This is a genomic window from Rubripirellula lacrimiformis (genome assembly GCF_007741535.1).
Classification (GTDB): domain Bacteria; phylum Planctomycetota; class Planctomycetia; order Pirellulales; family Pirellulaceae; genus Rubripirellula; species Rubripirellula lacrimiformis.
Genome location: NZ_CP036525.1, coordinates 3,932,229 through 3,953,382, shown reverse-complemented (window position 1 = coordinate 3,953,382; position 21,154 = coordinate 3,932,229). Strand labels below are relative to the sequence as shown.

The window sequence follows — 21,154 nt, the reverse complement described above, 5'->3', positions numbered from 1 at the left end:
TCGAATGAAAACCAACAACACGCGACGTCGATTCATGCAGTCCATGGCTGCCGGTTGGGGAACCGTCAGTGCTAGCGGATGGTTTCCCGAGCTTGCACGGGCCTTGGCGAACGACCCGAAAAGGCGGCGGCACTGCATCCTGTTATGGATGAGCGGGGGACCGACCCAAACGGACACTTTCGACATGAAGCCCGGCCATCCCAACGGTGGCGAATTTAGGGAAACCCAGACCAATGTCCCGGGGTTGCGCTTCAGTGAACATCTGCCCAAACTGGCAACGATGGCGGACCAATTGGCCATCATGCGTGGGATGTCCACCAAGGAAGGTGACCATGGACGAGGCACCTATTTGATGCGAACCGGTTACAAGCCGATGGGCCCCGAACAGTACCCCAGCATCGGCGCATCCCTCGCCAATCAACTGGGCAGCCCCTCCCCCGCGTTGCCACCGAATGTCAGCATCGGAAGTTATCGATCGTTCAATCAGGATGCGTTTAGCCCCGGCTTTTTGGGGCCAAAATTTGGGCCCCTGTTCGTCGGCGCCAGTGATCTTCCAGGGTCCATTACCAACGATGAGGACGGCTATCCCGAATTGCAAGTCCAATCGATGTCGCGACCGGCGGACATCGATGATCAACGTATGTCACAGCGCTTGCAGATGTGGCGTCAGCTGCAATCGGGATTCGTCAAAAGCCGAACGGGCGGTGCCGCCGGTGCGCACAACGAGGTTTATGAAGGCGCCCTGCAATTGATGAACAGCGAAGATGCCAAAGCGTTTGATCTGTCCGACGAACCAGCCAAACTACGAGACCAGTACGGCGCCACCGTCTTCGGCCAAGGCTGCCTGATGGCTCGGCGTCTGATTCAGCGCGGTGTTCCGTTTGTCGAAGTCTCGCTTGGAACCAGCAGCGGAGGCGTCGGCTGGGATACGCATTCGGACAATTTCAGCGCGGTGAAAGATCTTTCGACGGTACTGGACGACGGCTGGAGCACGCTGATGCGGGACTTGGCTGACCACGGACTGCTGGAGTCAACCACCATCATTTGGATGGGCGAATTTGGCAGAACCCCGACCATCAATGCCAACGCCGGACGCGACCATTTCCCCGGTGCGTGGACGACCGTTTTGGCCGGCGGCGGGATCGCGGGCGGCCAAGCTTACGGCAAAACGTCGCCGGACGGTACGCAGGTCGAAGATGGCGTGACGACCGTCCAGCATCTTTTGGCGACGCTGTGTTCCGCGTTGGGAATTGGCGCCGAAGCCGCCAATATGAACCTTAGCGGCAGGCCGATTCCGATCGCCGAAGGGTTTCCGATCGACGAGGTGCTAGCGTGAAAGATCGCTTCCTACCAAATCTGGCTTTGACCATTGCATTGACCTTGGCGGTGACAATCGGCAATGCGTCGCAGGGGGATGAGCCCGCAGAAAAGTCTGAATGGGAAACAGACAAATTCCAATCGTCTTTCCCAATCCAGTGGCCGGTCACCACACTCGAAGCGAGTCCCGCTAGATCTCCGGATGCGAGTTCGATGGCGGCAACACCGCTGCAGGCAACTCCGACGCTACCCGATGTCAAGTTTCCGAACTACCGACTGGGCCATCGCCAGCCGACCGCCGCCAACAGCGAACACAGCGATGGTGTGGTTAGGATGCAGCTGCAGATTGGCCGTTCCAAACTGATCGTTGAAGCGACCATCACGATCGACGCAACGCCATTCACAATCGCACGGGAATCACGCGTCCAACGATTGGTTCAATTGGCATCCGAACAACCGGCGACTGACGAACGCGATCTGCAGACGATCATCGGCTATACGAAAGCCGTCGCCGAACCGATCGATATCGATCAAGTCCGATGGATCTTGAATCACTGGATCGACGGGCCTCCACTTCTTGTCGTGAACGATCACTACCAAAAGTTTCGCGCGCAGGCCAAACCGGCGTTCGATGCACTTGATCGAAACGTCGACGGTGCGATCAGCGACGTCGAAATCGCAACCGCTGCCGAATCGTTTCGTCTGTGTGACACAAACCGGGATGAAATCGTCGATGCGATGGAATTGGAGACTGCGTCATCCGACCCAAGACGGGATGCTCTGAAAAGTCCCCTGGACGAATCCGAGACGGTGTTCGACCAGCCTTTGCTGCGGATGATTCAAGATGAAAATTCCACCCCGGATTTGGAATTGCAGATCGCCTTTGACACCAGCAACCCGGCGGAATCGGTCATTCGTCTAACGCGGGTGGTTTCCAATCCGAGAATCCATGTTCGCGTTTCAGCCGCAACGGGTTCATCGAACGCGAACGGTGTCGCGATCGAAGTGGACGACCAATCGGTCCACATCAGCGCCGTACAGCAAGCTGCCAATGATCAAGTCTCCAGTAATCAAGTCTCCAATGATCAAGTCTCTATCGGTGCCATCGTCGATGGTTATCCGATGCTTCCCCACCTGGATCGGAACCATGATGGTCGCTTTACCATTCGCGAACTGCGAACGTTGTCTGCCCAGGTTGCCGAGTTCGACCTCGACGACGATGGTCGAATCGAGTCGTCGGAAATCACCGCTCCGATTCGATTGGTCTTTGGCCTAGGTCCTACGGCACACTTGCCGCTTGCCCAAATTCGGTCGTTCGCGGCGACGTCGATCACGCCCTCGACCGATACGCCTGAATGGTTCGTGCGGATGGACCGCAACGGCGATCAGGACCTGTCCAGGGGAGAGTTCCCTGGCACGGCCGAACAGTTTGATCAGCTGGATGAAGACCATGACGACCTGATCAGCCCAGCAGAGGCAACCCGCTCGGAAAGCCAGACGGAATCTGCACCCACGAAGTCCTCAACGTCACCCGCGACGCCAAACCACTGAATACGAATGAAACCACCAATTCACAGCGAATCCGCTTCCCGACTGAACGGGAAGGTCGCCCAGGGAACTGAGTCAATCGACGTCGCTGAGGCGATGGACCAATTGCATCAGCAGCTGCAGTCTTTACGAACCCAGTTGGCTGGCGTGATCGTCGGACAACAGGACGTATCGGAACAGCTTTTGATCGGCATGCTCTGCCGCGGCCACTGCATTCTGCAGGGGATGCCGGGATTGGCAAAAACCATGATGGTTTCAACCTTGGCGTCGTTGACCGACCTCTCGTTTCGGCGAGTCCAATTTACACCCGACCTGATGCCAGGCGACATTACCGGCACAGAAGTTTTGGAAGAGGACCATTCGACCGGCCAACGCGTCTTTCGGTTCGTGGAAGGGCCGCTGTTTGGAAATGTCATCCTGGCTGACGAGATCAATCGGACGCCCCCCAAGACACAAAGCGCTCTGCTCGAAGCGATGCAGGAACGCCAAGTAACGGTTTGTGGAAAGACTTACACACTGCCCGAACCGTTCTTTGTGCTGGCGACTCAAAATCCGGTCGAAACCGAGGGAACCTATCCACTTCCCGAAGCCCAGTTGGATCGATTCCTGTTAAAGATCCACGTCAGCTATCCCAGCCGATCCGAAGAATTGGAGATTGCCCGTCGGCAAACGACCGACTATTCCTTTCACACCCAATCCGTGCTGGACGTCGAACAGATCCACCGGATGCAGACGATGGTACGTAGCGTGGTGGTTTCGGACCATGTTTACGAAGCTGCATTGGACCTGGTCCGTGGGACCCGCGGCGAAGAGGGGAACATGCCAGCGGAAATGCGTCGAATGGTCCAGTGGGGTGCTGGACCGCGAGCAACGATTTCTCTGCTTCTTGCAGCCAAGGCTCGCGCCCTCTTGAATCGACGCTGCCATGCAACCACCGAGGATCTGGTCAAGGTTGCCATGCCGGTGCTTCGGCACCGGATCATTCTGACGTTCAACGCCGAAGCCGCCGGAATCGACGCTGATACGATTCTATGCAAGATCATCGAATCGACAGCGTCGCTGCGACACACGACAACGGAGTCGCCGAATTGAAACGTCTCGCGTCCATGATCGATCGACTGCGTCCCACGGCTCCGCTACGAGGTCTGGCGTCACTGCAAGGCCTGGCATCCAAGGGAAGTCGGGCCTCGCAGGAATCGTCCATCGGCAACAGCGCGGACGAAGCGGCGCGGCGTCAATCAACCGCCCCGACGAATTGGGTTGACCCGCATGTGATGGATCAGATCGGTCACCTGGAACTGCTCTCTCGCAATGTCGTCGACGGACTTTTGGCGGGAAAGCATCGATCAACGACCAAGGGCGGATGCAGCGAATTTTCTCAGCACCGTCAGTACGCTACCGGCGATGAGGTCCGCCAAATTGATTGGCAAGTCTACGCCCGTAACGACCGCTACTTCATCAAGCAATTCGAAGAAGAAACCAATCTGCACGCGATGTTGGCCATCGACACCAGCGGATCGATGCAGTTTGGATTATCGACAGATTCGAAGCTAAATTTCGCAAAGCGTGCAGCGGCCTGCCTGGCTCGGCTGTTATTGCATCAACGCGACGCGGTCGGCGCGGTTGCGTTGAACGACCAGAACCCACTGTACGTACCCCCCAAGCAGCATGCCGCACACCTTCGCGCCGTCCTGACCATGCTGGATGCGGCCCAGGCTGCCGACGCGGGCGACCTTGGCGAACTGATCCAGCAATGCGTCCCTCGCATGAAACGTCGTGGGCTATTTATCCTGTTTTCAGACTGCTTCGGCGAATTAGACGATATTTTGGCGGGCCTGCGATCGGTACGAGCCCGGGGTCACGACGTGATCGTCATGCACGTCCTTGCACCCGAGGAATTGAGCTTTGATTTTCGTCGCTGGTCTTCGTTTGAGTCACTGGAATCCCCGAGCCACCGCGTCAGTCTGGATCCCCCCACGATTCGAGCAGAGTACCTAGGCCGAGTGGCCGAGTTCGTCACCGACTTGGAACGTCGTGTCGTCGAAATTGGTGGTGAGTATGCACGCATGACGACCGCGGACGACCTTTCCGATGTATTGGCATGGTTCTTACGCAATCGCCAGGCTCGTGCGGGAGGACGCAGCAGATGAGTTTTCTAAGCGTTGCCTTCCTAGCCGCCCTGCCATTGATCGCGGCTCCCTTGCTTTTGCACCTCTTCGATCGACGCCGCCATGCGCCCATTCCTTGGGCGGCCATGCAGTTCATTGTGGCCGCAGAAGCACGACGCACCAGCGCGCGAAGATTGAAACAATGGCTGCTGATCCTATTGCGCACCTTGGCAATTGCAGCACTGGTGCTCGCGCTGGCCCGACCGATGCTATCCGGTGGATGGTTCGGAGGTCGGGACCGAACCGAATTGATTTTGGTGTTGGATAATTCCATGTCGATGACACGAAGCGTCGCTCAGCAGACCCTCTGGGATATAGCGGCAACCCAAGCAGCAGCGGAAATCGATCAACTGACGCCTGGGGACAGGGTGCGGGTCATGACGTCGGCCCCCTTTCCCGTCTGGATCCAGCCCAGCAGCCTGCGAGTCGTGGAAGAGTCCAAGGGCAACCTGACGCAATCGATCAAAGACATCCGTGCCACCTTAGGACGCAGCGATATGCTGGCTGCCCTGATGACCGCCGTTCAGTCCACGGCCCACCCATCGGTCAAAAATCGCCGCATCGTGATCATCGGGGACGCGCAAGCGAACGATTGGTCAATCGACAACGAACCTGACTGGAAGCGTTTTCAAGACACACTTACCCAATCGCCGATTGCCACCAAGCTAAGCTTCGTCAACCTGTTGCAACCGGATAGTCAAAAGGCCTCGACTGCGAAAAGTGTTACGCCGCCGGATTCGCCAACGTCGCAGGTCCCATTGAACGTCGCTGTCGATCGAATCGACGCTACGCACACACTGGTCGGTGTCCATCATCCGATCACCTTTCGCGCATTGCTGCACAACTATGGAACCGTTTCGGCGGCCGAGCGTACGGTGCATTGGAAAATCGACGGCCAACCGCAAGCCGAATCCGTGGTGGATTCGATCGATCCTGACGCATCGCAAGAAACGCAGTGGATTCATTCTTTTGAAAAACCAGGTGCTTATCGGGTGGCTGGATCCTTCGACGGCGACGATCCATTACCACCGGACAACGTTGCAAGTGTCGTGATCGAAGTGGTCAATCGCATTCCAATCCTGATGGTGGAATCGTCCATCGAGTTTTCGGACATCCAGCAGGATTCATTTTTTGTCAATGCAGCGTTGGGATGGGCGGCCAATCAAGCATTGGACGAATCGGCGGTCTACGCACCGACAGTTGTGTCGCCACAAAAATTTTCCTCGCTAGACCTCCACCAGTTTCGCGCGGTCGTGATCCCCAATCTGGTAAGCCCTGACGCCGAATCGATGGTCAACCTGCGTGACTTCGTTGCCGACGGAGGCGGTCTGTGGGTGGGACTCGGATCTCGCACTGATATCGATTCGTTCAATTCCGATTGGTTTGATGGCGGATCGGGCATGTCGCCGCTTGCGTTGGACCGAATCGTTGACGACGCCGCAGTGGATCCCCCCGATCGTCAATCGGAATCCGAATCGGAAGTAGACCAACAGGCAACTATCGAGATGGGTTCCGGGACTCGAATCAATCCTTTCGGAAATGCACATCCGGCCAACGTATTGCTGGCGGACAACGATCAGTTGGACATTGGCGATGTCGTCATCCAACGAAGATTTCAATTTGATTCGGCCGCGTCCACCAGCGCTCCTTCGGTCATCCTAAGCCTTAGCAATGGCGAACCGCTGGCGATTGAAAAGTACTTTGGTGATGGCCGCGTCATCCTGCAGGCAATCCCGCTTCAGATGCAGTGGAGTACATTGGCAAAGTCTTCCGCGTTCGTCGTCATGGTACGCGAATGGGTCGACTATCTGTGCATTCCTGGGGCGACCCGATTCAACTTGGAACCGGGCGATCCGATCGAGCTTCAGGTCACCGACGCCGGTTCGCAATCCGCCATGTTGACGGCGCCCAGCGGAAACGCAATCGAGTTGGCGGGGGAATCGCTTGGCGATCGCACCGAGTTTCGAACCCACCGAACCAGCGAACCCGGCCAATATTGGTTGGAATGGGATCTCGCCGGCAATCGAGTCCCCTTTCAAGTCAACCGAGATCCTCGCGAATCCAACTTGCGATCTCTGTCCAGCAATCAAATCGAACGACTGCTGAGCACCACCGGATCATCCGCCGCAGCGGATGGCAACCAAACGACGGTGTTGACGTCGGAAGCAAATGATCCCGTTTGGCCATACCTGTTGGCCAGCCTTGTTGCGTTGATAACTGCCGACCTGTTCTTATCCGGGATCCTGTCACGTGACCGATTCGGAACAGGCACCGCTGTAGACACGACGATTGAAACGGCGAAACCATCACCGCCCTCTGGCATCCAATCGACCATTGCGGAATCCGCGGCCAAGGTGGCCCAACGGCATCCTTGGCAATCGCCTCGTCCTCGCACCGCAGCGACGTCGCATTTGGAGACGTTCAGATGACGCCGACCCAAACAGCCACGACACAACAGCTACTATTCGACGGTCCTTGGTCCGTATCGTCGACGGTTCTGATCGGCTTGGCCATCGCCGCCCTGTTTGCCTGGTCGCTGTACCGAGAACGCAGAGTACTCGGTGCGTCCACGACGTTGACATTCGCCAGCCTGCGATTGATCGCGCTCGCGGGCATCCTGTGGATGCTACTGGCCCCCGCAACGGTTGTGGTGCAAACAGCATCGACGCGTCGTACGGTCGCCTTTGTCGCCGACGCCAGCGCCAGTATGGAAACGGTCGACCCGATCGGAACCGCTGACGATTCGCGTTGGAACATCCGAAGCGATATGGGAATGGCCAGCGAAGCACCAGGCTCGACAACTCCCGCACTTGCGTCACCATCGGTTGCTGCCGACGGCGCTTTCACTGCACTTGGCGTTGGATTGAATCGACTATCCGACAGCATTCGATCGATCCAAGAACACCATAGCCAAGACGCCATTTACGAATCGCTTGAAACCACTTTACGGTCCATCCAGCACGCTCAGTCAGGATTGGAAACGGTTGTCGATCAACTCTCCAGCATCCCATCGACCAGCCAGAATCCAGCAGCCGGGTCTAGTTCGCTGGACAAACCCGTCGAAGCGATTGCCAGTGACGCACTCCGCATTCTGCGTGGCCCCGAATTCGAAGAGTTCGCCGAGATTACAACGCTGCTTTCCAAAGGGAAATCCCCGTCAGACCATGGTTGGCAAAGTGGCCTGCGTGATTTGCAACACAAAATGATTTCAGCGCGCGAGGCGATTGGACATCTAGCCGCCCGCCTTGCGATCCTTCCGAGCGAAAACCCGATGGACCAGAACGGAAGGTCACCGATCACCGCGGATCAAACGGAAAGCGGCGCGTTTGCAAAGCTGTCACGCAGCCAACGAGTCGACCGTGTTCTTCATTCGCTGCGAGAGACGACCTTAGCAGACCTCAACGAGGTTGACGTCCAGTGGGGACGATTCGATTCTAGCTACCGCAGCGTCCACTCTGATTCCCGGTCCCTTTCGACCACGGGTGTGGCCAACGTTCCGGCGGAACCGGCACCTGGATCGATGGCGACTGATCTTACATCCGTCCTGACCCATCTAAGAAAGTTGCAGCAACAGCAACCGATCGCCGCCGCGTTCATCTATTCCGATGTCGCGCACAACGGAACATCCAAAGAAGCGATCGATCGATTTGCCGCTGACCCGAACGAATCATCCGACGAGGAAAAGGCTCCGGATGCGTCCGATTCAACCCGTTCGCAGTCGCAAAGTGGCGATACCGCGAGCCTGATGCAATTGGCGACGACGCTAACCGATACGCCAATCTTCATCGTCCCCATCGGCAATCCCAACCGCTTGCGTGACATCCACTTGGTGTCGGTCGAATCCCCATCCGTCGCGATGCGAAACGACGACATCGTGATCGAAGCACACTTGGAAGCCTACCAATGCGATGGTGAACGTTGCACCGTCCAACTGCTTCGTGATGGCGCAGTAGTGGACTTTCGCGAGGTAGCGATCGAAGGAGACTTTGCGAGCCGCAGTGTCCGCTTTGATCAAACGGTTTCGTACATTGGCAAACAGACTTTCGAAGTCGCCATCGCTCCGATCGAGTTCGAAACGAGCGAAGAAAACAACGCTGACATCGTCGATATCAACGTGACACGTAGCGACATCAAGGTGCTGTTGGCTGATGAAATGCCCCGTTGGGAATTCCGCTATCTGGCCCAACTATTCCGCCGCGATTCGAAGATCGACTGCGATGAAATGTTGTTCCGACCGCGAATGATCGCCACGGGGAAACGCGAACCGAGCCAATCATTCCCGACAACCGTCGATCAGTGGGACCAGTATGACGTGGTCATTCTTGGCGACATCGCTCCCGAACACCTTCCCGTCGCGGCACAGGAATCACTGCTACAGTTTTTGAGTCAACGTGGAGGTACCTTGATCACGATCGCTGGTCAGCGGGCCATGCCATCGGCGTTCATGGACCAACCGCTGTCGGAGGTCATCCCTGTCACGCGAATCGACAACACAGCGGAACCCCAAAGTGGTTCGTCCGATCGACCACAAGAGTTCGCCTTTCGGGCCACCGAGCTTGGACGGTCCCATGTTGCCCTCATGATTGGTGAAACCCAACAAGCCACCCGGTTGGCTTGGGACTTTGTCAATCGATTCTCGCCGGTGTATGAAGTATCACCGTATCGGCGTCCAAAGCCATCCGCACACAATCTGATCAGCGTCGTCCAGCGAAGCTCGGCCGACACCATCGACGACGTGGCCCAGTCGAGCGAGGCGACGGAAGATACGTTCTTGTGCTGGCAACCGGTGGGACGTGGACGAATGGTCTACCTTTCCGGCCCCGACACCTATCGATTGCGTTTTCTGCGAGGCGATCAGCTTCACTATCGTTTTTGGGGACAGCTACTGCGTTGGGCGATTGCTTCGGATCTAGCCGGCGGATCACGAACCGTGCGGTTGCGAACCAGCAAGTCCAAGTACCAGCCAAACGAACCGGTACGCGTCGAAGTTCAACTGTCGAATACCGTTGGGGAACCGGTCGTCGGCGCTCAAGAGGTAGACCTGACGCTCACGTCCGGATCGTCCAAACGCACCGTGCGGATGATCCCCGACGATGCGTTACCAGGAACCTACGTCGCAGAAACGAGCTTCAATCAACCCGGATCTTACATCGCTGAACCTACCGGGCCGGTCGTATCCGAACTACGTCAATCAGACGAAGTGGAAAACGATCGAGCGCCCGCAGTATCGTTCACCGTTCAGGCGGAAGTCCCGACGGAACTGATCGATACGCGCTGCAACCGAGCGTTGGCACAACAGATCGCTGAATTGACCGGCGGCCAGGTACTGGCCCCATCGGCAGTCGCGGAAGTCCTATCCCTATTGAACCTGCAACCCGAAGTTGTCGAATCGACGCAGCGGACGCCGCTTTGGGCACAATGGAAATACCTTTGGTTGGTATTCGGCTGTTTGCAGGTCGAATGGATCGTTCGAAAATGGCGAGGCCTATCGTGATCAACACTTCGGATCGAGGAACACATTCATGGCAGTCGTAAATTCATTTCGCGACCTTCCGTCATCGATGGACCGAAAATTGAAAACGGTCACGCATCGATCGATCGTCATTGCGACCATTCAAGGGCTTGCGATCGCACTGTCGGCTTTCATCGTGATGATGATCCTGTCGATGGCATTGGATTGGATGTTGACCCTGCGCAGTCCGATCGTCCGCATCGGACTGACGTCGGTCACCTTCCTAATCGCCATCTTTGCTTTCATCCAAACAGGAATCATTCCTGCCTATCGCTGCTCCAGTCGCAAGAACGCCGCAGAATTGATTGATCAAAAACTGCCTTTGCTGCAACAGCGATGGCAGACGGTCGCTGATGCGACGCAGAAATTCGAATCGTCGGATCCGCGCTCCCACCCCAAAGCCACGTTCGCAAACGCAACGTCCCGGTCGATGGTGGATCAGGTCACCAGCGAAGCGGTCGCCCTGCAAACGTTGGTCAAACCATCCACGGTCGTTCCTGCATCGTTGGTCCTGCACGCAGTGGGGGGATTGCTAGGGGCAGGCGTGCTGATGGCGGGTTTCATGGCCTCGCATACCGGGATCACGTCGGCACTGTGGAAGCAGTTCTGGAATCCACTGCACGACATCACCGCAACGAATCTGCAGTCCCAGACCGGTGACGCGTGGGTCCCACGGGGCAAAACCATCCAGCTGGTCGCAACCCAGGACGGTGTCCGACATACCAAGGGGACGCTGGTCATGGAATTCGGCAAAGGTGACCGAGAGACCTTGGACTTGACGTCAAGCGAAGATCGCACAGAAGTTTTCTCGCATCGGATACGTGTGGATCAATCCATTCGCTATCAGTTCACCGCCGGGGATGGTCGCACAGAGTGGCACGAGTTGCAGGTGATCGACTATCCCGAAATCGAAGCGACTGAATTTGTGGTGGTGGCCCCTGAGTACGCTGCGCGTGACGACGTCACGAAGGACCACCTGCCTCGCCGCATCAAAGTCATCGAAGGATCCAGTGCGTCCTTGGCAATCAAGCCTCGTCAACCGGTCCAGCAACTGACGATCACAGTGCAACCGCAGGACAATTCCAACGTGACGGGTGGCGAAACTTCGGCGGCGGAGCCCGAAGTGCACGAATTGTCAGCTGACAAAGATGGCTGGTTTCGATTTGAAATGATGCTCTATGCAGACATCATGCTTCGCCCGAATCTGATCAGCCCCTTTGGACTGTCAAGCGAAACCAAATCCTATTGCCGAATCGACGTCATTTCGGACAAGCCGCCGGTTGCCCGCATCATCCAACCGAACGAGGAAACCGCAGTCGCAGTCGATGAAGTCATCGAGATCGAATTCGAGGCTCACGATGACCATGGGATCGCGACCGCCAACTTGGTTGTCTACGACGAATCCAAACGAGACGTTGATGGGAATCCGGAGATCGTTTCAGTTCAGCCGATCGCGATGGGCGATCAGACAATGCCCAAACACATGCTTGGCAAAGCGCAACTGGACCTCTCGCAATTGAATCTCTCTGCTGGTGCAGAAATCAGCTACGCCATCCGTGTCAGCGACAATCGTGGTGATCCCCAGTCAGATCCAAAGTTTGCTTCCAGCTTAGCTCCCCAACCAAGACGAAACCTGGTTTCCAAATCTGATCCCAAATCGGATTCTCTCAGCCGCGGAAACCGGAAGGCGGAAGCCTCCGATCCGGACCGCACCTCCATGCCGTCCGACGAATTCGACGACGAGTCCGAGAAGACACCTGGCAAGGCTGACATTGTGGCTAGCAAACGTCAGACCGATATCCCCCCAAATCCGAACAACGCAGACGATCTGACCCTGGCGGCCAAAGATGCGACGGCAACCACACCGCCAACGGCCGACGGATCCACCCCAGATCAGAAGACCAAACCAATCAACCGCGGCGCTACCGGATTATCCAAGACCAATGCAAAACGCACTGTGTCCGATCCAGCCTCCATCGAAGACACCGTCGCCAAATCGGAACAAGTTCCCCGTCTACGATCCGGGCAAAACACATCGACCCAACGCCGCAGACTGAAGATCACCGAGCGATTGTCGGCGATTGCGGCCGCCAAACCGACGGACACCGACGTCGAAAAGGATCCGATACGGGAACGCGTGCAGGCGATCGACAAGATGCTAAAAGAGACCGAATCTGGTCTGGGCCGCTTGATTGCTCATGACCTTCCCGACTCGCAGCGATCCGACCAATTTGTCAGTCTAGATCAACAGATTGGACAGGTCGAAAAGTTCATCGCCGACTTACGAATGGAGACAGAGGATTCGCCAACGGCGTTTGTCGGTTTGCAAATGGTTGACCTGGCGCGCACCCACATCACCCCTGCACGCGATCGCGTCTTTGGTGGAATCCGGAATCCGAATGCCAGCGATCTAGACGCGAAACTTGCGCGAGGACATATCAATCGGGCTCGCGAGACGTTGGCCGCTTTGTTGCAACGATATCAAGTGGTCAAACGAGATCGCGATCTGAACAAGTCACTCGAAGACTCGATCACGATTTACGAAGTCTATGTCGAAAAGAAAAAGCAATTGCTGCGTGCGGCGCGTCAAAACCGCAATCCGTTGACTCGCAAGATGGGGGTCATCGAAGTCGATCAAGCCTATTTGGATCGCTATTCCGAGGTCCTGACGCTGCGTCGCGAGATGATGACCGAATTCGCCGGCATGTTGGGCGATGACCCTCGATTGCTATCGCGATATTTGGACCTCCTGAAACGCAGAAGCCGATCGCTGCGAGATCAATTGGGTAAGCTTTCGAATCAGCAAAGCGATGCAACTTCCGAGATGTTGGGATGGCAGCAAATCGACGAAGACCAAAGACACGATCTGTGGATCATCATGGCCGAGCTGCGTCTGCCGGTCGCAGAACGACTGGCCAAGGAGGCCGCCGAATTTGCGGAGCGGACTGAAAAGCAAATGCCTCTGGAGATCGACGTCCAGCGAGGCACTGCTGCCAAGATCATTCATCGCAGCCAACGTATCGCGGAAGCCGCGCGACAGATTTCGTTGGCTGTCGATGACGTCTATCAATCGATCACTGAAACGTCAGCATGGTCCACGGATGCCCCCACAGGTCGAGATTTTCCCGTCCCGGAAAACGCAGACGTCCCCAATTGGGTGCGTGATGCCGATCAACTGTCTCGATTGTTTCCGCCACTGGATGTCAGTTTGGATTTGATGCAGTCCGAACAGGAAGGCAACGAGGACATAGAATCGTATCTGCAGGCCCGGATTCTTGAGAGTCGCGCAGTCGCGGATTTGGCGGGAACTTGGGCCAGTTTGACCGAGCAATTGTCGCTGGGACGATATGACTTGATGGTGGCGGTCGAGCAACGGCGGTTGGCGATCGACACCGAATCACTTCGCACACAGATGCAAGGCATCACCAACGACCTTGAAACGCAGTTTCTGCGTCAGGGTGGCGCCGGGTTGCCTGCATCGATCGCCGAAGATGTCGACCGGCTTCAGACGCTGATGCTTTCGATCACGTTCAATCAGATCGCCGCGACCCAAGCAGCCGAGCGCCAAGATCTTGATCTGGTCGCTCGTCAGCAGACACTGGCCACAGACCGATTCGAAGCCGCGGAAAGCTTGTTCGACAAAATTCGTCGGGACGTCGCGGACGCGTTGGACGAATACGATATGCCGAATCCAAACATTGCCCAGCTTCGCGATCCCACCCTTGATGAATTCTTGGCACGACTGGAACGCGAGCCCAACATCGCAGCGCAGTTGGGGATTCCCGATCGCCGGACCAATCTTCGCGTGATCGCCGACTCGATGCTGTGGCAACAAACCGGCGGCCAATCACTTGGAACCTCTGGCCAGGAAGCGATGCGGCGCGCCAAACAAGCGATCAAGAAGCAAAACAAGAACAGAATGCAACTCGGAAAACCTTCGAAACCGATTTCAGCCGATGCGGCCGAACCGGATAACGAAGAACAACGCGAGCAACTGGCCAAGGCAAAGCAAACTCAAAAGCTGCTCGAGGAATCTCTTCTGGCGATCAACCAACGCCGGCAAGAAGCGAATCTTCCCGAATCCGAAAAGGAGCAACTGACGAAACTTGGCGAGAAGATCGAAGAACTCTTAGATCAAGGATCCGGCAACGCATCATCCGCACAAATGTGGCAACAGCTGGCCCAATCCGACCAAGCCAATGCGATCATGAAAGCGATTGCCGATGGTGACCCGATCCCCGACGATCAGTGGAACAAGCTGTTGTCCAATTTGGGTGACGGACTTTGGCAGGTCAAAGGCAAGAAGCCACCGGAGGCGTACCGACGTGCAATTCAACAATACCAAGACCGGCTTCGACAACTATGGGGCAATTCAGACGATGCGTAATTCGATCACCATCGCGAAATGTCCCCGGTGCTTCAGCAACGTCATCCTTGCGGTCTGGTTGGCTGCGGTCGTTACCCCCGGCCCGGCTTCGGGGCAACAGCCCCCCTCCGGCCCGAACGATAGCGGCGATTCGTTGATCGCCGCGATTTCCAACCTCAGCGCCGCGCTGCCTCCCGGGCAGTGGTCGCGAGTCGAGTCGTCGGTCGACGCCGGTTTGCGGTGGCTGGCGTCACAGCAAGATGAAGATGGACGATTCCCTAGCGACGAGATCGCTCAGCCGGCCGTCACGTCACTGGCCGTCATGGCGTTTCTTTCTCGTGGCCATGTTCCCGACCAAGGACCGTATGGCGAACACCTCTCACGTGCGATCGACTTTGTACTGAACACGCAGAGACGGCGTGGCTATTTTTCGCTCTTGCCCGTCGTTCCGCCAACACAACACCTAACTCCGTCGCAAACGGTCACCTACAACCATTCGATCGCCGGTCTGATGCTAGGCGAAGTCTATGGCATGTCATCGGGCGAACGTTCGCTAAGAATCGAAGATGCCATCGGCCGAGCGTTGATCTATCACCGCGAAGTGCAATCGCGCCGAAAGAAGGTCGAAGCGGACTACGGTGGATGGCGGTATGGATACCCCGAAAGTCCAGATGCATCCTCGGACATGTCCGTGACCGGTTGGGCACTGATGTTCCTGCGGTCCGCGCGTAATGCGGAGTTCAATGTTCCGAAACTGTACTTCGATGAGGGGCTGGATTTCGTCGAACGTTGCTATGAACCGTCGCCCCCTGACGATAACAAAGGGTTATTCCGATACCGACCGGCAGATTCGGGCGATGCCGGAAAGCCGCAGATCACGTTGGCCAATACCGCGTCGGCAACGCTGACGTTGATCTTGGGCGGACGTCAGCATCACGAAGGTGTCGATGCATCCATTCGCTGGTTTCGCGCACGCCCCTATCCCAAGCCATGGCAGAACAATTATTACTACTTGGCCACCTACTACAGCAGTCAAGCGATGGCACAGGCAGGCGGCGATACCTGGAACCAGATCTTTCCCCAGATCGCTGCCAATCTTCTGGAAGAACAGACCGCAGAAGGCAGTTGGCCATCCGGATCGGCAAACGAGAAACGTTTTGGTTCGGCTTATAGCACGTCGTTGGCTGTACTGGCTCTCACACCGGCCTACCAGCTGTTGCCGATTTATCAGCGATAGCATCGCGGTCCAATTCATCCATCGGTCAGTCGGGCCAACCAAATCATCGAACCGACGGCGCCCTAGTGAAGCATGCATTCTGTTTCGGGTACAATCGACCGAGCGAACTGGCGAACGATGCCGTTCCGTTTGGAATCCACACTCGAAGCAGGTCGGCCATGATTCGGTTCCCCGTTTTTGTCTTCGTCACTGCGGTCGTTTGCAGCGCTGGCGGTGTCCGGGCAGCGGACTTTTTCTTGACCATCGGTGGTGGATACGCACCATCGGGAAATCAAGCCTCGCTTGAAAAGAACGTCCAGTTGTTTCAGCGCGTCTTGGAATCGCTGCCCAACCAAGCATCCGCAACGGATTCCGATTCGTCGCAACCGGTCAACCATGTATTCTTTGCCGATGGAACGGATCCGGGCGAAGACCTGCAGGTCATGGATCGGGCATCGATCCCGGAAGCCAACCGGTTGATGGCCGAGTTTTTTGGCGACGATGCCGACCTTGGATTGACCTATCGAAATCACCAAGTCCCGGACGTCCAGGGACCCGCCAAGCCCGACGCGATCCGAAAATGGTTTGACCGAACATCGACTCAGATGCGCGATGGCGACCGCTTATTCGTTTACGTCACCGCACACGGAAGCGCCAGCACGAATCGCAAAGATGTTTTCGACACGACGATTGCGTTGTGGGACAACACATCGATCAAAATGACCGAGTTCACTCGTCTGCTTGATCAGTTGCCGACGGATATCGATGTCGTCGCGGTGATGGTTCAGTGCTATGCCGGCGGCTTTTCCAGGTTCTGTTTCGTCGACGGAGACCCCGACAAAGGATTGTCTCCACAGCGACGCGTGGGTTTCTTTGCAACCGTGCATGACCGCCCCGCCGCCGGATGCACGCCCGATGTTGACGAAGCCAACTATGTCGAATACAGCACGTATTTCTGGGCCGCATTGCAAGGCGTCGATCGATCCGGACAAGCGATCGATCCACCCGACTATGACAAGAACGGAGTGATCACATTTGACGAGGCGCATGCCTACACCGTCCTGAATGCGATCACCATCGATTTGCCAGTGACCACGTCGGGGGAATTTCTGTCAGAGCATAGTCGCTTTGCCAACGACAAGGACAAGGACGAATTGGACCTGCTATCGAAGGACGAATCTTATGAACAGGTGCTTTCACTTGCCTCGCCTGCCCAACACGCGATCCTGCAAGGACTATCCCAGCGACTAGATTTATCCGGCGACGACCGCATCGCAAAAGCGATCCAAGAAACCCAACCCCAGCGGCGACGCGGACGATCACGTACCCGGCGCCCTGCCAGCCCACAACGGGATCTCCAGCGGCGGATATCTGGCCAGCTCCTAAAACGTTGGCCGGCGCTTGCAAACGTGCTGAACCCGCTTGCAATCGAACTGCTGACCACACGCAGCGAAGAATTTGTTCAGACAATCCATGCGCACCCAGACTATGCCAAGTACGTCGAACTGAAAGAGACATCCGAGAATACGATCAGCGCCGCCGAGCAAAAGGTGCTGTACGAGCGTTTCCTAAGAGTGGTGGAAAACGTCGTGCTGGCGGAAAACCTGCGTCGCATTGGGAACATCGAACAAATCGCCCAGTACGGTGGCCTGATACGCGGAGAACGGGGCCAATTGTAACCACGCAATCACGAGCTTCGTCCCCCAACGAACGACTTCACTCGCAATCGCATCCCCCCAATTCCAACCCATCCGCCAAAAAAGGTGTCAGGACCAATACTGATCGGCCCGTTTGCTGCTGTGTCACGTGGTGAGCAGTACTTTAGCCGGGAGCATGGGTTCGGTGGAGGCGAGTTGCTGAACCGAAGATGGCTGCGATTGACTGACCGCGCAGCATCGAACCGCCGAAGTTGTTGAGCTTCGGTCGGTGCGCAGTGGTCCTAGAGAGCCTTGGGTTTCAGTTTTTCGATGTGGGCTTCCAGTTCATCGAGACTGGCCCAGCCAAGCAGGTAAAAGCAAATCATTTCGTAAGTGCGTTTGTTCGGTTGACCGCCGGTGTAGATCAGGATCAATAGGCACGCGATGATCGCCAAGTATATCTGAATCTCCACGCCGGCCGGCTTGGTGCTCAGGAGGTGACGACAGCCCAAGAGTTGTTTGATCATCCGGAAAAACAGTTCAATAAGCCAGCGAAGCCGATACGCTTCGGCAATCAGTTCGGCGGGGACATCCATCAAGTTGGTGACCAAACGCAGGCGACCATCGCAGTTGGAACCTTTGCTGCCAGTGCGGGTGTGAAGTGGAACTTCGATCTCGATGAAGCGAACCGGATGGTCGCTTGCCACTGTCTTGCTGTTGCTGGTGTGAGCCCCCAAAACGACTTCTCGGTCGATTCGCACGCCAGCATCGCGATCAACTTGAGTTAGGTCTCGATCGCATAGAATCTTCGGGGTGCTGTTGTCACGGGCCCGGCAAATGTAGCTGCTGCCGATGGCATTGATTTGATTGAACAGCTCGAACTTGGCATAGCCACGATCGGTCACATAGCATCGATCAGGTTGGAGCACTGAAGCCAGGACTGACTTCTCGTCATCCTTTCCCTTTGGTTTGGCCGGTGTCGCATCAATCCGCTCGGGGATACCGCGTAGGATCTCGAAGTGCGTGTGCATGCGGTCGCCATCAACGGACTTTCCCTTGGTGGTTCCGCCAGCTTTGTCAGGCAGCCAAGCGAGTGAGGCCACCCGCACGGCTGTTTTGAATACGCTGCCATCAACGGCGGTGAGTTGATGTCCGATCGCGTCAAACTTCGATGGATCAGCTGATGGGACTTCGGTCGCAAGCTGCGCTGCGATTCTCTTCAGCGGTTCGGGATCAAAGATGCTGACCGACTCCGAAAGTGAGCCAAGGGAAGCTCGGTCGACGCCAAACTTCTTCTGAACCTCTTTGAGTGTACTGGCTTATTGAAGTCCACGCAGCGATGTCAGAATCGGATTGAACATCCACATAAGAACCAGTACGCCATACTGGTCCATGTGCAGGTCACGATTGTTGGATTTGTCACGCTGGGTGCCGATATCGTGCAGGGTTTCCAGCAGCGGCCGGATCTTCCTGAAGAACTTCAGGCCCTGTAGATCACGTGCTCGGACATCCGACGAGTCTTCTGCGACGTTGCATTCATCGCTATCGACATCCTTGGGTGTTGGCTTTCGTCGTTTAGGAAGACGGTTGGTCACTGGCTAATCCGCTGTGTGTTAAACTGGCGGACGGTCCGCCGAATTCAATCGCATGCGCAAACGCCGTGCCGAAAAACAACAAAATCAACTTAGCGACTTTCGGGCCGAACAGTATTGTGTCAGGACTCTTTTTGAGAGGGCTCAAAAAAGGTGTCAGGGCTCAAAAAAGGTGTCAGGACTCTTTTTGAGAGAAGAGCCCCGACGCCTGTTCTGGACCCTGCTTCCTAAACGACATGCGCAGCCCCTTGGGCGTGCTTCCGTTCACGTTTCGTAGACTTTGAAATGAACCCGATATCGATTCGGATCGCATCGAAGAATGATGCTAACGACATTGCTGGCTTGGTGGATCGGTTGCTACGAGAAATCATGGAAGCGATCGGAATCAACGCATTCAACTCGAATGCGGTCGCGATGACGGAGCAACTGATGCGTTCGATTCCCGACCAAGATCACTTTATTCTGATCGCCGAGACCGAGGACAAGGCGATTGGATTCGCCGCACTTTCGCCCGCCTTCTCTCTTTACGCCGGCGGCTACTTCGGTCTGGTTACCGAGCTGTTCGTCGCACCCGGTCACCGATCTGCCGGGGTTGGAAAGCAACTGATCGAACACTGCCTGACGCTTGCCGCTAGCAAAAATTGGTCACAGTTAGAAGTCACCACTCCTCCCCTGCCGCAGTTCGACCGGACGCTAAAGTTCTACCAAAGCAACGGATTCGCAATCACCGGCGGCCGCAAATTGAAATGCCCCACTGCGCCGCGCAAACTCTAGTCCGTCCGCCGCAACGAAAAAAGGTGCCAAACGAAAAAAGGTGCCAGGACTCTTTTCGAGAAAAGAGTCCTGACACCTTTTGGGTGACCGAGAAAAGAGTCCTGACACCTTTATGCTAGGGCGCCCATGCTGCGCAGGATTGTGGCGACTCGTTCGCGTTCGGGTTCTAGGAATCGGTGGAACGGGTCGGCCGGCAGGTCGCTGCAGATCCCGAGCAACGACAAGGCGCTCTTGGTGGCTTTGATGTGCCGCGACGCGTACTTGCCGATGTCATAGATCGCTTGGAATGCGTTGATATCGGCTTGGGCCTTGGCCGCCTTTTCTTGGTCGCCGTCCCGCAGTCCTTCGTAGCAGTCCACGAACAATCGCGGCAGCGCGTTCGCGCCGCCGCACACGCCGCCGTCGCCACCCAATGCGACCGATTCCGGCAGCATCGCTTCGGGGCCGATCAACACGGACCAGTCGGTGCGAAGCGATTTCAACTGGCACACCTTGCCGAAGTATTCCAGGTCACCGCTGCTGTCTTTGACTCCGATGATCGAGTCGATCGAGGATAACTTTTGAAGCGTTTCGATTTCGTACCACACCTTCGTCAAACCGGGCATGTTGTACAGCATGATCGGTAGCGGAATCAGCGGCGCGATGTTTTGCACGTAGGCTGTCAACTCGGTCTGCCCCGCAGGGAAGTAGTACGGCGTCGTCAGAACGGCCGCATCGACTCCACTCTCTGCGGCGTGCTTGGCTAAGTCGACCGATTCCACAAACGAAGTATCAGCGACACCCACCAAGACCGGAATTCGGTGATTCACGATCCGGACCGTTTCCGTGATCATTTGGCGGCGAAGTCGATAGCTAAGACTGGGAGCTTCCCCCGTCGTTCCCAACACGAACACTCCCGAAACGCCACCGGCAATGACGTGTTCCAGCAACCGTTCGAGACCTTCGATATCCAGTGTGTCACGGGCGGATAGAGGCGTGACCAACGGGGGAACGATTCCTTGATACATGACGAAATCTCTTCGAT

The 21,154-nt window shown here is 56.4% G+C and carries 12 protein-coding genes and 1 pseudogene; 10 read left to right on the top strand and 3 right to left on the bottom strand.

The window, feature by feature from the left end; genetic code table 11:
* The first annotated feature begins 4 nt into the window (after positions 1–4).
* From K227x_RS13880 to K227x_RS13840, 9 genes are all read left to right on the top strand, one after another.
* Complete coding sequence (locus K227x_RS13880) at positions 5–1,336, top strand: DUF1501 domain-containing protein (protein WP_145170309.1); 1,332 nt, start codon at positions 5–7, stop codon at positions 1,334–1,336.
* Between the two features lie 26 nt (positions 1,337–1,362).
* On the top strand, positions 1,363–2,868 hold the full coding sequence (locus tag K227x_RS13875; RefSeq protein WP_145170307.1) for an EF-hand domain-containing protein: 1,506 nt from the start codon (positions 1,363–1,365) through the stop codon (positions 2,866–2,868).
* A gap of 93 nt (positions 2,869–2,961) precedes the next feature.
* The gene (locus tag K227x_RS13870; RefSeq protein ID WP_315854357.1) at positions 2,962–3,957 is read left to right on the top strand and encodes an AAA family ATPase; all 996 of its coding nucleotides are present in this window, start codon (positions 2,962–2,964) and stop codon (positions 3,955–3,957) included.
* A complete protein-coding gene (locus tag K227x_RS13865; protein WP_246146789.1) occupies positions 3,897–5,015 on the top strand; it encodes a DUF58 domain-containing protein in 1,119 nt (372 codons plus the stop codon). Before K227x_RS13870 ends, K227x_RS13865 begins: the two co-directional genes overlap by 61 nt.
* Entirely contained in the window at positions 5,012–7,462 is a 2,451-nt protein-coding gene (locus K227x_RS13860) for a BatA domain-containing protein (RefSeq protein WP_218933998.1), read from the top strand. The genes K227x_RS13865 and K227x_RS13860 overlap by 4 nt, the downstream gene beginning before the upstream one ends.
* Positions 7,459–10,527, top strand: coding sequence for a hypothetical protein (locus K227x_RS13855; RefSeq protein WP_145170301.1), 3,069 nt, complete (start codon positions 7,459–7,461; stop codon positions 10,525–10,527). Before K227x_RS13860 ends, K227x_RS13855 begins: the two co-directional genes overlap by 4 nt.
* Positions 10,528–10,555: 28 nt before the next feature.
* Entirely contained in the window at positions 10,556–14,932 is a 4,377-nt protein-coding gene (locus tag K227x_RS13850; RefSeq protein ID WP_145170299.1) for an AAA family ATPase, read from the top strand.
* Complete coding sequence (locus K227x_RS13845) at positions 14,925–16,148, top strand: prenyltransferase/squalene oxidase repeat-containing protein (protein WP_246146788.1); 1,224 nt, start codon at positions 14,925–14,927, stop codon at positions 16,146–16,148. Before K227x_RS13850 ends, K227x_RS13845 begins: the two co-directional genes overlap by 8 nt.
* 158 nt (positions 16,149–16,306) lie before the next feature.
* Positions 16,307–17,806, top strand: coding sequence for a hypothetical protein (locus K227x_RS13840; protein WP_246146787.1), 1,500 nt, complete (start codon positions 16,307–16,309; stop codon positions 17,804–17,806).
* A 260-nt stretch (positions 17,807–18,066) separates the two neighbouring features.
* Here K227x_RS13840 and K227x_RS13835 read toward each other — a convergent pair.
* Both K227x_RS13835 and K227x_RS13830 read right to left on the bottom strand, forming a co-directional pair.
* Positions 18,067–19,056: pseudogene (locus tag K227x_RS13835) on the bottom strand (IS4 family transposase); the annotation flags it as partial.
* Between the two features lie 27 nt (positions 19,057–19,083).
* A complete protein-coding gene (locus K227x_RS13830; RefSeq protein ID WP_145170295.1) occupies positions 19,084–19,359 on the bottom strand; it encodes a hypothetical protein in 276 nt (91 codons plus the stop codon).
* Positions 19,360–19,641: 282 nt separating this feature from the next.
* On the opposite strand from K227x_RS13830, the gene K227x_RS13825 reads away from it, so the two are divergent.
* On the top strand, positions 19,642–20,130 hold the full coding sequence (locus tag K227x_RS13825) for a GNAT family N-acetyltransferase (protein ID WP_145170293.1): 489 nt from the start codon (positions 19,642–19,644) through the stop codon (positions 20,128–20,130).
* A gap of 110 nt (positions 20,131–20,240) precedes the next feature.
* On the opposite strand, the gene K227x_RS13820 is transcribed toward K227x_RS13825, so the two are convergent.
* Positions 20,241–21,137, bottom strand: coding sequence for a dihydrodipicolinate synthase family protein (locus K227x_RS13820; RefSeq protein WP_145170291.1), 897 nt, complete (start codon positions 21,135–21,137; stop codon positions 20,241–20,243).
* Between the last annotated feature and the right edge of the window lie 17 nt (positions 21,138–21,154).

Excerpts from the sequence above, each read along its gene's own strand:
- K227x_RS13870 (WP_315854357.1), top strand. The coding sequence starts at position 2,962 with ATGGACCAATTGCATCAGCAGCTGCAGTCTTTACGAACCCAGTTGGCT.
- K227x_RS13825 (WP_145170293.1), top strand. The coding sequence starts at position 19,642 with ATGAACCCGATATCGATTCGGATCGCATCGAAGAATGATGCTAACGAC.
- K227x_RS13855 (WP_145170301.1), top strand. The coding sequence starts at position 7,459 with ATGACGCCGACCCAAACAGCCACGACACAACAGCTACTATTCGACGGT.
- K227x_RS13840 (WP_246146787.1), top strand. The coding sequence starts at position 16,307 with ATGATTCGGTTCCCCGTTTTTGTCTTCGTCACTGCGGTCGTTTGCAGC.
- K227x_RS13865 (WP_246146789.1), top strand. The coding sequence starts at position 3,897 with ATGCAAGATCATCGAATCGACAGCGTCGCTGCGACACACGACAACGGA.
- K227x_RS13820 (WP_145170291.1), bottom strand. The coding sequence starts at position 21,137 with ATGTATCAAGGAATCGTTCCCCCGTTGGTCACGCCTCTATCCGCCCGT.
- K227x_RS13860 (WP_218933998.1), top strand. The coding sequence starts at position 5,012 with ATGAGTTTTCTAAGCGTTGCCTTCCTAGCCGCCCTGCCATTGATCGCG.
- K227x_RS13880 (WP_145170309.1), top strand. The coding sequence starts at position 5 with ATGAAAACCAACAACACGCGACGTCGATTCATGCAGTCCATGGCTGCC.
- K227x_RS13850 (WP_145170299.1), top strand. The coding sequence starts at position 10,556 with ATGGCAGTCGTAAATTCATTTCGCGACCTTCCGTCATCGATGGACCGA.
- K227x_RS13845 (WP_246146788.1), top strand. The coding sequence starts at position 14,925 with ATGCGTAATTCGATCACCATCGCGAAATGTCCCCGGTGCTTCAGCAAC.